This is a genomic window from Phytohabitans houttuyneae (genome assembly GCF_011764425.1).
Lineage (GTDB): Bacteria > Actinomycetota > Actinomycetes > Mycobacteriales > Micromonosporaceae > Phytohabitans > Phytohabitans houttuyneae.
This window is the reverse complement of record NZ_BLPF01000002.1, coordinates 223492-236274: the sequence shown is the minus strand read 5'-3', so window position 1 is coordinate 236274 and position 12783 is coordinate 223492. Positions and strand designations below refer to the sequence as shown.

Here is a 12783-nt window from a genome sequence, read left to right as displayed (position 1 = left end):
GTGCATCTACGCCGGAGGGCTGGCGCCGCCGTGGAATGAGGATATGAGTGATGGACTCAGCCTGCGTTTCCTCGGCGCCACCGGCACCGTCACCGGTAGCAAGTTCCTGATATCGGCTGGGCACAGCCGGCTGCTAGTCGACAGCGGCCTGTACCAGGGCGACCGGGAGCTGCGGCGGCGCAACTGGGCGCCGGTACCCGGGCTCACGCCGGACGTGGACGCGGTCGTGCTGAGCCATGCCCACCTGGACCACTGCGGCTACCTGCCGCGCCTGGTCCGCGATGGGTTCTCTGGGCCGGTGTACTGCTCGCCCTGGACGGCGCACGTCGTGCCGATCGTGCTTCGGGACGCGGCGCACCTGCAGGAGGAGGACGCGCAGTACGCGGCCCGCCGCGGCTCCAGCCGGCACGACCCGCCACTGCCGCTGTTCGACACCGGCGATGCGGAGAAGGCGATTGCGCTCCTGCGGCCGCTACCCTACGGACGGAACCAGCCGGTCAGCGGCATGACGGTGCGGCTCCAGCGTGCGGGTCACATCCTCGGGTCATCCACAGTGGAGGTACAAGCCGCCGGTGGGTCGGTGGCGTTCAGCGGTGACCTCGGCCGTTGCACGCACCCGCTGCTCGCACCGCCGGACCCGGCACCGGCAGTGGACGCCCTCGTGGTGGAATCCACGTACGGCGACCGCCGCCACCCGCCGCGCAGCCTGCACGCGCTGGCTGAGCCGATCGGCCGAGCCCTCGCCCGCGGTGGCGTGGTGCTGATCCCGGCGTTCGCGGTCGATCGCACGCCGGTGCTGCTCATGGCACTGCGGGAGCTGATGACCTCGGGTGCGCTGCCGGTGGTGCCGGTCTACGTGGACAGCCCGATGGCACTGGCCGCGCTGGAGGTATACCGCGAGGCGGTGCGCGAGGGAAGCCTCGAGATCCGCGCCGAAGTGCGTCGGGCTGCCACCGACCCGTTCGATCCGGGCGAACTGCGCCTTGCACACACGGTGGAGGAGTCACGGCGGCTCAATTCCCCGCCGGCGCCGTGCGTCATCATCTCGGCCTCGGGTATGGCTACCGGCGGCCGGGTCGTGCATCATCTGGAACACTTGGCACCGCACCCGCGCAACCTGATCCTGCTGCCGGGCTTCCAGGTGGCCGGCACCCGTGGCCGGGCGCTGCTGGACGGCGCGTCGACGCTGAAGATGTTCGGCCGGTACGTGCCGGTCCGAGCGGAAGTCGCTGGCGTCGACGAACTGTCCGCGCACGCGGACGCCGACGGGCTGCTGGCCTGGCTGCGATCGGCGGTCTCGCCACCGGATACCTGCTATGTGGTGCACGGGGAACCAGGACCGTCCTCGGTCCTGGCGGCGCGCATCGGCACCGAGCTCGGGTGGTCCGCCGTCCTGCCGCGCTACGCCGAACGCGTGCTGCTGTGAGTGCTGCTGGCGCAGCCGCCGGTCGGTTCGGCGGCCGCCGCTGAGCAGTTGGCGGGTTAGTCGGCGGCGGCTCCTGCCTGCCGTACCCGAACAAGCGCGAGCTGCACCGCGCGCTCGACATCACCTGGGCTGAGTACACCGATGACGCGGCCCTGCGCCACCACGAGCGCCAAGGGCGGCAACGCCGACATGGCGACCTCCGCGAGCGGCGTGTCAGCGGCGACGATCCGCGTCCTGGCCAGAGGAACCAGTACGTCACGGAGGCGGACGACCGGCTGGCGCCGGGCCGGCACGCGGGCGAGTTCGCTGAGGCCGACGGTCCCCATAGGCCTGCCGTCCAGGTCCACCACCGGGAACCTACGGTGCGGAACCCGGCTGGCGACCGCTTCGACGAACGAGGCGACGCTCTGCCACTCGCCGCCGCAAACCGCAGGAGCGGTCATCACGTCGTCGACCCGCGTCCCGCCAAGGAGGGCGGCCAGGTCGTCACCGGCCTGCTCGGCGCGGGCCGCGGTGGCGAGAAATGCGCCGATGAGCATCAGCCACAGCCCGCCAAGGTCCGCGACGAGCAGCACCTCGGCGGCACCAATCGCCAGGACCAGCACGCCAAGGACGAATCCGACCCGGCCGGCGGTACGCTGGGCCGCCGCACGGTCGCCGCGCACGCGCCAGAGGATGGCGCGCAGAATCCGGCCACCGTCCAACGGGGCGCCGGGCAGAAGGTTGAAGACGGCCAGCATGCCGTTGACGAGTGCCAACCAGCCCAGCGACGCCTCCGCCAGTGGCGAGCTGCCGAACCTGTGTGCCTCGACCGCCGCGGCGCCGAAGAGGACGGCGCAGCCTGCGCTGACCGCCGGTCCCGCGAGAGCGATAAGCAGGTCTGCACGGGGGTGCGGCGGCTGGCTGTCCAACTCGGCCACGCCGCCGAGCAACCAGAGCGTGATGCGGCGGACCCGCACGCCGTAATGCCGAGCCACCAAGGCATGCGCTGCCTCGTGCGCGAGCACCGAGCCGAGGAAGACCCCCGCCACGGCCAGCGCCACCAGCCAGTATGCGCCGGTCTCGCGTCCCGGCGCGTTGGCCGGCAGCACGACTCCCGCGAGGCCCTGCGCCAAAAGCAGCGCGATCACGAGCACCGTCCAGTGGACAGCGACGGGGATGCCAGCTATCCGACCCAGCGGAACCGTCTGTCGCATGTGACCGCCTGCCCTGCCTCGTTCAGCTTCACCATGCGCCGCCGGAAGGCGTGCGGCCACGGCCGTGCGACCCCCTTGAGCGGCCATCCGGCCCGGCTCCGGGACAGCCACGGTCGTGAACGAGCCGCCGGGTCCAAGGGCCCCAAGGCACAGGGCGGCTGGCCCTGACCGGCGGGCAGAGCACGCGTTACCGTCCCACCTACCAGCTGAGGGGATGAGTACGCCGTGAATGTACGGCGCCGGCGGTTCGCCGACGCCGGTGAATTGACGGGTACGCACGGCAGGTGACGTCGCCGCCCGGGTGAAGGGCGACCGGCGTCTTTCGGGGCTGAGGCGAGGGGACAGCCCATCGCCTCAGCGCCCACACGCGGGAACCGTCGCCCCGCCCGGGCCGCCGCCATCCGGATCGCCCTTCGGGCGCCGGCCAACCTGCCACAGGACCGCTGGCCGGCGCGAACGGCGGCACACCAGGAGCCAGGCACCGCCGGCAAGCGCGAGCCCGGCCACGACGTCCAGCAGGTAGTGGTTGGCGGTCAGCACGACGGCCGCGTCCATCGACAAGGTCACAGCCACGGCGAGGACCCGCAGCCAGAGGCGACGGGTCGCCAGAACGACCGCCAGGCTGACGACCAGGTTCCAGCCGACGTGCAGGCTGGGCATCGCCGCGTACTGGTTCGTGAACGCGGCCGGCTGCAGCACCCGGTAGGAGTTCGATTGCTCGGTCACCGTGTCGACAAGCCCGATCCCGGCCAGCCTCGGTGGGGCCACCGGCAGCGCGGCAAAGATGAAGATGCCGATACCACCCGACACGAGCATCGCGTTGCGCACCCGCAAGAACACCGGCCGGTGCCGGGTCGCCAGCCAGCACAGCACCACGGTGATCAGCGGCCAGTGCCCGTAGATGTAGACCCAGTTGAAGAACGTTGTCGCGAACGGCACGTCGAGGACGGCCTGTTGCAGCCAGGTCTCCCGGTCGAGGGCGAGCAGCCGTTCCACGGCCATCACCCGCTCGGCGTTGCGGACGGCGGCCGTCACGTCGCCTTCGGTGAGGCCGCGCACACCGAAGTAGGCGACCACCGCGCCAATCACGATCAAGATCTGTTGGAGGAACCGGAGAACAGGGCCGGCGGCGCCGACGAGGCGGGGCACCGCGCCGCTCGCGGGGTACGCATGCCGTCGCCACACCTCGTCCTCCCTTCGCCCTTCCAGGATGGGATGGGCGAGGGCTGGGACTCAGGGTCGTTCGAACCCCATCGCACGGTCGACAGTCCCGAGGAGGCGGTACGGACGATGCCCCGACCCAGGATGCGATCACGTACACCGCCGCCGTGACCACACCGCTGGTGCGGCTACCCGTACTCCAGCGAAGTGGACGCCCTCGACGACGTTTTGTGGGAGGCGGGACTTTGGTCCCGCGACAAAAGGGAACTCCGGCACACGCGCGTTTGGGGCTACATCGGCGAGACTGTGAGTGTCAGCAAGTCATGTTCACCACCTACGCCCTGGCTGCGGGGCTGCCGGACAAGGCACCCGGCGGAGTTTCACCCCGGGTTAGCAGTCACGAGGGCGTTGTGTATGCGTGCCCGCGTTCCCTGGTCGTGGTGCCCTACACGCGCTGCAGGCTTGGACCAGGATTTCGTTGGTCGTCGCTTGGCCGGCATGCGTCGCCTAGCTGCGGACGAAGCCAACCGAGTGTCGGGTATTGGCGTCGAGCGGCCCGACCAACTGCTCCCGTGGGAGGTTGTCATGCTCATTCTCTTCGTTGTGCTGATGGTGTTGTGGTTGATTCTGGCGATTGTTGGGATCGCCATCGATGGCTTGCTGTGGCTCGGCATCGTCGGGATCATTCTGTTCCTCGGGACAGCCGCGGTCGGCGGACTCCGGCGTCGAGCGCTGAGGCATTAGCGGCTCGGCGGATCGGCAGCCGCAGTGCGGCCGGTAGACACACGGCGTCCAGTGATGTAAACAGCCGGTCGAACCGGCGTCGCCGCCGCGACATATCGGGCTGGTTGCGGCCGCCCGAGCACGGGCCCAGTCCTCGCCCGCTCAACACTCGCATCTTCGTAGGCGTTTGGGGCTGGAGGAACACCATGTCCACACCGTTGTACCCGCTGGCCCCGGTGGCACCGCTGAACATCGAAAGCAGCGTGTCGTCGCCGGCCACGTTGCGGGTCGCCGTCACTGGAGAGATCGACCTGGCAAACGCGGCCGCGCTGCGTGAGCGGTTGCTACGCGTGCTGTACCAGCACCGGCCCGACCTGCTCGATGTAAACCTCGCCGGGGTGACTTTCATGGACTGCACCGGAGTCGCTGTGCTCGTCGGTGTGCGTAACGCTGCCATCCAGGCCGGATGCCGGATGCATATCACCGATCCGCAGCCCATTGTCAGCCGGGTTCTCCAGTTGACCGGATTACTTCGGGTCCTCACCGATCCGGTCGAGCTGCAGCGAGGTGCCGCAGGGTCTGCGTATCCGCCGGGAGGCCGAACCTGTCCCTGAGTCCACTGAGGTCTGTGGTTGGCACCGGATGCCGCCCTGCTCGCTCATGGCAGCGTGGCCAGCAGGTCGAGGTGGGTCCTGGTGTGGTCCTGTGACTGCCATTCGGTGATCTGTTCGCGTCCGTACGCACGGAGCACCGGAACGGCGAGTGCGTCTTCGATGACACGTCGATCCGTCTTTGGCAGCCCCGTGGTGAGCGTGTCGAGCAAGTCGTGCCAGCGGTGGCGGAGGGCGAGTGCGGCGAGGGTGGGCAGCTGCGCCGGTACGTGGTTGCGTAAGGCGATCCGGGCGAAGGAGGGGGCGTGCCGGAGCAGGGTCCGCGCGGCGGGGATCGCGATGTTCGGTTGAGAGTAGAAGCGCCGCATCGCGTCGAGCATGGCCCGCTGCAGGTCGAGCGGGTGCATCCGAGCTGGCCGCATTACCGCGTGGTGCCCGTCGTAAAGAGCCCAGTCGGTGGTGATGATCCGGCCTTCGGCCTGTGCTCTGCGGTACAGGCGGGTCCCGGGCAGCGGTGTCTCGATCATGAGCTGGATGGTGTCGATAGCGACCCGCTTGGCGAATTGGACGGTGTGGTCGGCCTGTTCGGCGGTGTCGGTGTCGGTGCCGATGACGAACATGCCGTGCACCTTGATCCCGTACCGGTGGAACAGATCTACGGCGTCGACGATGTCGCGGACGGTCTGTTTCTTGTTCATCTGCTTGAGAGCATCGTCCGAGATGCTCTCGAATCCCACCATCACCATCCAGCATCCGGCGTCTCTCATCAGGCGCAGCAGTTCCAAGTCAGGCTGGCGGGATGCCTTTGAAAGCAGCACGGTCTCGGCGGCGCGTACCTGCGCCAGCCATTGCGGCGTGAGGTCACGGGCAAGCATCTGACGGAGTAGGTCTCGGGTGCGGTTCTTGTTGACCACGAACAGATCGTCGTGGAAGAAGACCCGTTCGGCGTCGAGACCGGCAAGTTCGGTGAGGATCTGGTCAGTGCGCCGGTAGCGGACCGACCGGGAGAACATGGCGGTGACCGCGCAGAACTCGCAGTCGTACGGGCAGCCCCACTGGGTCATCAGCGGTTTGGTGGTCATACGTTCGTGGCCGTGGATGAGCGACAAGTCCGGGATCGGCAGCGCCTGGAACTGCTGCTGCGAGCAGGGCCCGCGCGGCGGGTTGTGGTGTGCGCGCCGATCGGTGTCGCGCCATGACAGGCCGGCGATGTTCGCTGGCGACTCTTCCCGATCAACGGCCTGTACAAGCTGGCATATGGTGTGCTCACCCTCGCCGCGTACGACGTAGCTGGCGTGTTCGAGTCCTTCGTCAGCCATGAACGTGACGTGCGGACCGCCCAGGACGACCGGGACGCCAGCTGTTTCGAGTTCGTCGGCGAGGCGGTAGGCGTAGGGCTGTGTCGAGGTAGTGGCCGAGATTCCGACCAGGTCCGCCCGTAGGCAGTCATCGACGTCCACCGAGGCCAGCACGTCGCAGTAGCAGTACGCGTCGTGGCCCCGCTCGCGCAGCATGGTGGCCATCAGTGGGCAGCCGAGCCGGGGCAGCAGGGCTCGGTCGTAGACGTGGTGGCCTGGCGGCCTCGGCTCGATGAACCGAACTCGCATTTCGTACCTCCGGCGGGAACTGTGTTGCAGGTCCACGTTGGCCAGCGGGCCAGGTCGTGCCGGGTTCAGCGCCGCGGCGGCGGACGCTCAGCCTCACCAGCAGCGCGCCCGCTTGCTCCTGCGGAGCCCGACCGAGGTCAGGTCGGGATGGCCGGATACGGCCAGTAGTCCCGCGGGTTGGCGGTGCCGGTGTCGTCGGTGTCGTACGTCAGTCTGTCGTCGACTCTCACCACGCCGGCGACCGCAGCCGTCAGGTTGACCACCAGGTCGGCGACTGTCTTGCGGTCCAGATTTCCGCGTAGGTCCACGACGCCGTCGTGCACGTTCACCGCGACCGTGGACGGCTCGAGGGACATGGTCCGGCCGAGTACGTCGTGGACGATGTCGCGCCTGAGTTCGTCGTCCGAGCGCAGGTGCACCTTCAACAGGTCGGAGCGGGCGATGATTCCAATGAGGACGCCGTCCCCGTCCACGACGGGTAGGTGCCTGACATGCCGGTGATCCATCTGGCGTGCTGCGGCGGCCAGCGAGGTGCCCGGTCCCGTGGTCACCGCGGGTGTGGTCATCAGCCGACGGGCAGGCTGACCTTTGTCGTCGTTCCTTGGCAGGTGGTGCCGGCTGGGGACCCGGCGGCCGGTGTTCTGGCCCGCGAATGCGGTCTTGTAGAGCAGATCGGCTTCGGACACGACACCTATGACTCGCCGGTCCTCGTCGACGACAGGCACCGCGCTGATCCGTCTTTCGGCGAGTAGGCCGACGATGCGGCGGTAGCTCGCGTCGGCGGTTACCGCCACGACGTCGGCAGTCATGACGTCCGCGACCGTCCAGATCCTCATGGCCGTCTCCTTCCAGACGGACCCTGTTCCGGGATACTCGCGCCCTGCCTGTGCCGAAAAGCGCGCTTCAGAGGGCGTCGGTCATCCGAAACCATCCCGGCGTTCCCCCGGTGCCAGTTCCATCTCTTCACCACCGGGTGCCTACGCTCATAGTGCCGCCGCCGAGAAGCCACCCCCTAGGGACCAATGACCTGTCCTGGCAGGCCCTGGTGAAGAGCGCAACGAACGGAGGGGGCGGCACCCGAACCAGCCAGACAAGCCAAGACACCGCGACCGCCTGGACGGAAGGCTCGTCGGTCCGGTCAGCACCGATCATGCAGGGCGACGGCGGACAGACCGCACGTCCTGGTGCCACGGGTAGAACGACTCTGCCTTATCCAACTGACACGGCGCAGGCTGGCAATGGACAGGGGCTGGTCGCGGTAGCCGGACATCGGCCGCCGGGATGGTCTGGGAGCGGAGGATACGCGCTGACTACCGCGGATGAGGAGGAACGGTCATGACCGCCATGCACGTCCGCAGAGCAGAGATCGTTTCGATCCTGCGATCCAGGGGGAAGCTCGCACGAGCCGACTGGTTCGAACGTGAACTGCCCGAGATCGTCGACGTCGGCAAGAACCGCAGCCTGCTCGCAACCCTTGAGATCGATCCAGACGGCTTGAGATGGGTCGACCGCGTTCCCCAGCACGCGTGACCGAAGCGAAACACGAGAGCGGGCGGCACGGGTCCTGCCTGGTGCGGTGCCCGGACGATGGAAGGGCAGCGGTGATGGGGCGCTGGCTCAGCGATGTGATGGCTGCCGTGCCGCCCGTGGTGGCCTACGCGGTGGTTGCGGTTCTGGCCACGGCGGAGTCGCTGTTTCTCGGGCTGGTGCTGCCCGGTGAGCTCGTCCTTGTCCTGGGTGGGTTGCTCGCGTTTCACGGCCGGGTCAGCCTCACCGTGATGTTGGTGCTGGCCGCCGCGGGGTCGGTCGGGGGATATCTGCTCGCGTACGCGATCGGCCGCCGTTACGGACCGGCGCTTCGGACCAGCCGGCTGGGACGCCGTATCGGGCCGACCCGATGGGCTGCGGTGGACAAGGCCCTGGTCAAGCGTGGCGCGCGGGCGATCCTGTTCGGCCGTCTGGTGGGGGTGTTGCGTGCGGTGATGCCGATGGCGGCCGGGATGGCACGGATGCGCTTTCGGACCTTCGCGACGTACGCCGCGGTCGGCGGTCTGATCTGGGGGCCCGGATCTGTACTGATCGGCTATTTCGCCGGGGGTTCGTACCAGAAGGTCGCCGCCGTCACAGGGCCGGCCGGGGTGGTTCTGGTTATCCTCCTCGTGTTGATCGGTGTGGTGACAGCGTCGGCGCGGTGGATCGCCACCCATCCGGAGCGTCTCCGGGCCGCGGTGGACCAGGTGGTCGATCGTCCATACGTTCTCGGCCTGCGCAGGCGTTACCGCCGGGAGCTGGCGTTCATCGCCCGGCGGTTCACTCCGGGCGGTGCGCTTGGCCTGTCACTGACCGTGGGCCTGGTCGTTATCGGGCTCGCGGGATGGGCCTTCGGCCGCATCCTCACGGACGTCCTGCACAAGGACGAGCTCGCCACTCCCGACAGCCCCGTCGCCGCCTGGCTGGCGGAACGTCGCACAGCCTGGCTGACCGGCTTCATGCGTGTTCTCACGGCGTTGGGCAGCGGCCAGGTCGCTGTCGTGCTTCTGGGCATCTCCGTTGTGGTGCTGGCCCGGAAGGGATACCGGTGGCCGACCGCCCTCATGGTGTTCGCCGTCGCGGGTGGCACAAATGTGCTGGTGAACTCGATCAAACTGTTGACGACACAGACCTGGCCGGACATCGCGAACGTGCTGACCGCGGCGCCGGCGTACGCCTTCCCGTCTGGGCACAGTGCGCAGGCAGCGGCCACCTACGGGGTAATCGCCTACCTGCTGGCCGGCCGACTCCGGCGCTGGGGGCATCGGGTCAGCGTGTGGGCGTTGGCGGTCCTGGTCATGATGCTCGTCGGTTTCTCACGCCTGTATCTGGGCGCGCACTGGCTCCCCGACGTCTTTGGTGGCTTTGCTCTGGGGGCGGCCTGGTCCGCCCTGGTGATCACGACCTTCGGCGTCCTGGTGCGCGGAGCCCGAACCCGTGAGAGCACGCCAGCGACGCACCCAGACACGGCGCCGCTGGCCGCGACCCACAGCTCGGGTGACGGTGACGGCGCCGGCTTCGGGACCAAAGCGGTTCAGGGCAAGGCCGGCACGTCGCCGTCCGGCTAGTGCCGGGTCGACGGCCGTCGCGAAGGGTTGTCCGCAGGCATCGTCCCGATGTCGACGCCGGACTGCCAGACCCATCGCGCGGTTGTGAACAAGGTCTAACGGCCCGCGGACTCCGGGACGACAGTCTCTGCCCCGGACGGACGGGCCAGGAGCATCCTGGCAATGCGTGCGCAGGTCCGAACCGGTGACGGATCTCCTGCCAAGAGTGCTGTCGCCCTGGACCCCGGCGATCCTCAGTCGAGTCCGCCAGCAGGGAGGACACCATGTCCAGGTCTGATACGACGGCCACGGCTTTCCACCGAGACCAGCAGCCGCATGCCCGGATTGTCAGCTCGGCGGGCGGCGGATCATATGGTCTGCTGCTGAAGCGGGTAAAGAATGCCGGCCTTCTCGAACGCCGTGGCGGCTACTACACCTGGCGCATCCTCATCACCGCTCTGATGCTGGCCGCTGGCTGGGCCGCCTTCGTGTGGGTGGGCGATTCGTGGTGGCAGATGGTAGTCGCCCTTTTCCTGGCCTTCGTCTTCACGCAGATCGGGTTCATCGGCCACGAGGCCGGGCACCAGCAGATCACCGCCAGCCGCAGAACCAACGACATCATCGGGTTGTTGCACGCTGACCTTGCCGCCGGGCTCAGCTACGGCTGGTGGGTGGACAAGCACAACCGCCACCACGCCCACCCAAACCAAGAGGGCAAGGACCCCGACATCGAGAGCGGCGCGCTGGCCTTCACCGCAACCGACTCGGGCAGTTGGGGACCCGTGGCGCGGGCGCTGTACCGCTACCAGGCGTACTTCTTCTTCCCCTTGCTGTTGCTGGAGGCGGTGAATCTGCACGTCGCCAGCATCCGTGCAGTGGCCGCAGGCCGCGTGGCCCGGCATCGCCGCTGGGAGATAGCCCTGCTGGCCGCACACTTCGTCGGGTACCTCGCGGTGGTTTTCCTGGTGCTGTCGCCGGTCAAGGCCGTGGCATTCATCGCTGTGCAGCAAGGGCTCTTCGGCCTCTACCTCGGCTGCTCCTTCGCACCAAACCACAAGGGCATGGCGATCCTGTCCGCGGACGACCACAGCGACTTCCTGCGTCGCCAAGTGCTTACCTCCCGCAACGTACGCGGCGGATGGCTGGTCGACTACCTCCTCGGCGGGCTCAACTACCAGATCGAGCACCACCTGTTCCCGAGCATGCCCCGACCCAACCTTCGCCGCGCCCAGCCGATCGTCCAGGAGTTCTGCCGGCAGCACGACTTGCCTTACTGCGAGACGGGCCTGATCGACTCGTACGCCCAGGCGTTGCGCCACCTCGACGCGGTCGGCCGCTCCGGCCGGGTCACGGCGACGATCCGTACGTCGCGGTGAGCACAGTGCCGCTCATCAGCTCGGTGTAGCGGGTGGCCTCTTCGAACTGCGGGTTGTGGCCGGAGCGTTCAAACCAGATGAGCTGCTTGCCGGGCGCCTGGAGCTTGTCGTACCAGTCGAGCGCGGGTAGCCGGCGGGCGGACAGCTCGTGCCGGCCTTCCAGGACGTAGACCGGCAGGTCGAGCCGGTCCGCGCCGGTGCGTAGGTCGACGTCCTGCAGCCGCGGGTAGAGGACGCTGAACATGTCGGCCAGGCCTCGCAACGAGTTCCAGCTGTCCAGCAGGCCGTACTCACCGTGGAAGAATCTGTTGGTCATGGTGTTGGGGCGGATCTCAGTTGCCGCCAGGTCGTACGGCTCCAAGTCTTCGTAGAGCAGTCCGATGGTGGCGTGGGCGGTCGCGTCGATCAGCGGGTCATCGTAGGGCGGCGGTCCCCAGGCACGCAGCCGGGCGGCGAGAGAGTCGTCACCGATCCGCTCGGCGTACGCCAGCGACTGCCGGTAGAGGATGCGGTCGGTCTCGGCAACGCTGACCATCTGCCCGGTGCCGACGTAGGCCCAGAAGAGCTCGGGGGCGCGCTGGGCCATCAACACGCCGAGGATGGTGCCCCACGAGTTGCCGACCATGTAGATCTTCTGCTCGTCGAACCTGGTCCGCAGCCAGCGGGTCAGCTCGATCCCGTCGGCCACCATCCGGTCCACCGTGAGCTCGGCGGTCGGGTCGAGGGAGGCGTAGGACATGCCGGTGCCGCGCTGCTCCCACACCGCCACGGTGAACGAGTCCTCCATGCGCTTGTTCCAGCGCACCAGGGCCAGGTCCGAGCCACCAGGCCCTCCGGATAGGTAGAGCAGCACGGGATTGTCGACGTCGCGGCCACGGATCGAAACCCACTGGTCGGTGCCGCCCAGCCGGATCCGTTCATGCGTCGCGACGCTGCCGGGGACGGGCTCGCCGTCGGAGCCGAGCACCGGCGCCACCTGGCCGGGGCGAGCGAGTTGGAACCCCGCCAGGGCCACACCGGCGGCGAGCAGCACCGTCAGTGACATCCGCAGCGCCAGGCCGGCCCGACCGGCGATCCGCCTGGCACGCGACCGCGGCGAGCGAGCCGGTGACGGCCGCCGCCGCCGGGCGTACGCGGCGCCCGCGATCGCTCCCAGCACCGCCGGTGGCACCGTCACGATCGCATAGAACAGGTGGCTGACGACAAACAGCAGAGCGCCGGCGGAGGTACCGAGGTGGACCGGTCCGAAGAGTGCGCCTTCGACGTCGGCGACGGTCGCGCGGGTCACCTCGAACCCGACCAGATGCGCCACCGGAGCAAGCGGCACCGCCCAGCGCGAACGCAGCAGCACACCGGCGGCCACGCCGGCCACCAGCAACCCCGCGAGCAGTACCAGTGCCTGCCCTCGGGTGACCGGCCCGCGCGGCATGCTCGCCGCGGACAGGACGCCCGACAGGACGCCCACCGCGACGGCACCGGTAAGGGGGCGGCCGTAGCCGGCCCACCAGAGCCGCCACCGCCCGGCAGGTACGGCCGGCGCGGCCAGCGGTGCACGGCTGGTCTGCGTGGCAGCCACAACGGCCACCTCCCTCGGTTGCCGATATCC

The 12783-nt window shown here is 68.7% G+C and carries 11 protein-coding genes; 6 read left to right on the top strand and 5 right to left on the bottom strand.

All coding sequences use genetic code 11. The annotated features are described in order from the left end of the window. The first annotated feature begins 43 nt into the window (after positions 1-43). Positions 44-1426 carry an MBL fold metallo-hydrolase RNA specificity domain-containing protein gene (locus tag Phou_RS24635; protein WP_173059381.1) on the top strand — a complete coding sequence of 461 codons (1383 nt, stop codon included), beginning with the start codon at positions 44-46 and terminating at the stop codon, positions 1424-1426. A 56-nt stretch (positions 1427-1482) separates the two neighbouring features. On the opposite strand, the gene Phou_RS24630 is transcribed toward Phou_RS24635, so the two are convergent. Together Phou_RS24630 and Phou_RS24625 are read right to left on the bottom strand one after the other, a co-directional pair. Next, complete coding sequence (locus Phou_RS24630; protein ID WP_173059378.1) at positions 1483-2622, bottom strand: site-2 protease family protein; 1140 nt, start codon at positions 2620-2622, stop codon at positions 1483-1485. Between the two features lie 354 nt (positions 2623-2976). Next, on the bottom strand, positions 2977-3807 hold the full coding sequence (locus tag Phou_RS24625) for a phosphatase PAP2 family protein (RefSeq protein WP_218579179.1): 831 nt from the start codon (positions 3805-3807) through the stop codon (positions 2977-2979). Between the two features lie 438 nt (positions 3808-4245). On the opposite strand from Phou_RS24625, the gene Phou_RS24620 reads away from it, so the two are divergent. Then, positions 4246-4527: a hypothetical protein gene (locus tag Phou_RS24620; protein ID WP_173058951.1), complete on the top strand. Its 282-nt coding sequence runs from the start codon at positions 4246-4248 to the stop codon at positions 4525-4527. Positions 4528-4712: 185 nt separating this feature from the next. Beyond that, entirely contained in the window at positions 4713-5120 is a 408-nt protein-coding gene (locus tag Phou_RS24615; protein ID WP_173059375.1) for an STAS domain-containing protein, read from the top strand. A 44-nt stretch (positions 5121-5164) separates the two neighbouring features. On the opposite strand, the gene Phou_RS24610 is transcribed toward Phou_RS24615, so the two are convergent. After that, positions 5165-6724 (bottom strand): B12-binding domain-containing radical SAM protein, encoded by a 1560-nt coding sequence (locus Phou_RS24610; protein ID WP_281365118.1) that lies wholly within the window; start codon positions 6722-6724, stop codon positions 5165-5167. 137 nt (positions 6725-6861) lie between these two features. Beyond that, the gene (locus Phou_RS24605) at positions 6862-7560 is read right to left on the bottom strand and encodes a CBS domain-containing protein (RefSeq protein ID WP_173059368.1); all 699 of its coding nucleotides are present in this window, start codon (positions 7558-7560) and stop codon (positions 6862-6864) included. Positions 7561-8059: 499 nt separating this feature from the next. Between Phou_RS24605 and Phou_RS24600 the strand changes: the two genes are divergently transcribed. The 3 genes from Phou_RS24600 (at position 8060) to Phou_RS24590 (ending at position 11177) form a co-directional block, all read left to right on the top strand. Further along, positions 8060-8254: a hypothetical protein gene (locus Phou_RS24600; RefSeq protein ID WP_246273851.1), complete on the top strand. Its 195-nt coding sequence runs from the start codon at positions 8060-8062 to the stop codon at positions 8252-8254. A 74-nt stretch (positions 8255-8328) separates the two neighbouring features. Further along, positions 8329-9822: a bifunctional DedA family/phosphatase PAP2 family protein gene (locus tag Phou_RS24595; protein ID WP_173059365.1), complete on the top strand. Its 1494-nt coding sequence runs from the start codon at positions 8329-8331 to the stop codon at positions 9820-9822. Positions 9823-10085: 263 nt separating this feature from the next. Next, positions 10086-11177 carry a fatty acid desaturase family protein gene (locus Phou_RS24590; RefSeq protein ID WP_173059362.1) on the top strand — a complete coding sequence of 364 codons (1092 nt, stop codon included), beginning with the start codon at positions 10086-10088 and terminating at the stop codon, positions 11175-11177. On the opposite strand, the gene Phou_RS24585 is transcribed toward Phou_RS24590, so the two are convergent. Further along, positions 11149-12753 carry an alpha/beta fold hydrolase gene (locus Phou_RS24585; protein ID WP_173059359.1) on the bottom strand — a complete coding sequence of 535 codons (1605 nt, stop codon included), beginning with the start codon at positions 12751-12753 and terminating at the stop codon, positions 11149-11151. The two genes, Phou_RS24590 and Phou_RS24585, sit on opposite strands and share 29 nt — an antisense overlap. Between the last annotated feature and the right edge of the window lie 30 nt (positions 12754-12783).

Coding starts and splice junctions, on each gene's coding strand:
- Phou_RS24635 (WP_173059381.1), top strand. CDS start 44: ATGAGTGATGGACTCAGCCTGCGTTTCCTCGGCGCCACCGGCACCGTC.
- Phou_RS24630 (WP_173059378.1), bottom strand. CDS start 2,622: ATGCGACAGACGGTTCCGCTGGGTCGGATAGCTGGCATCCCCGTCGCT.
- Phou_RS24615 (WP_173059375.1), top strand. CDS start 4,713: ATGTCCACACCGTTGTACCCGCTGGCCCCGGTGGCACCGCTGAACATC.
- Phou_RS24610 (WP_281365118.1), bottom strand. CDS start 6,724: ATGCGAGTTCGGTTCATCGAGCCGAGGCCGCCAGGCCACCACGTCTAC.
- Phou_RS24605 (WP_173059368.1), bottom strand. CDS start 7,560: ATGAGGATCTGGACGGTCGCGGACGTCATGACTGCCGACGTCGTGGCG.
- Phou_RS24600 (WP_246273851.1), top strand. CDS start 8,060: ATGACCGCCATGCACGTCCGCAGAGCAGAGATCGTTTCGATCCTGCGA.
- Phou_RS24595 (WP_173059365.1), top strand. CDS start 8,329: ATGGGGCGCTGGCTCAGCGATGTGATGGCTGCCGTGCCGCCCGTGGTG.
- Phou_RS24590 (WP_173059362.1), top strand. CDS start 10,086: ATGTCCAGGTCTGATACGACGGCCACGGCTTTCCACCGAGACCAGCAG.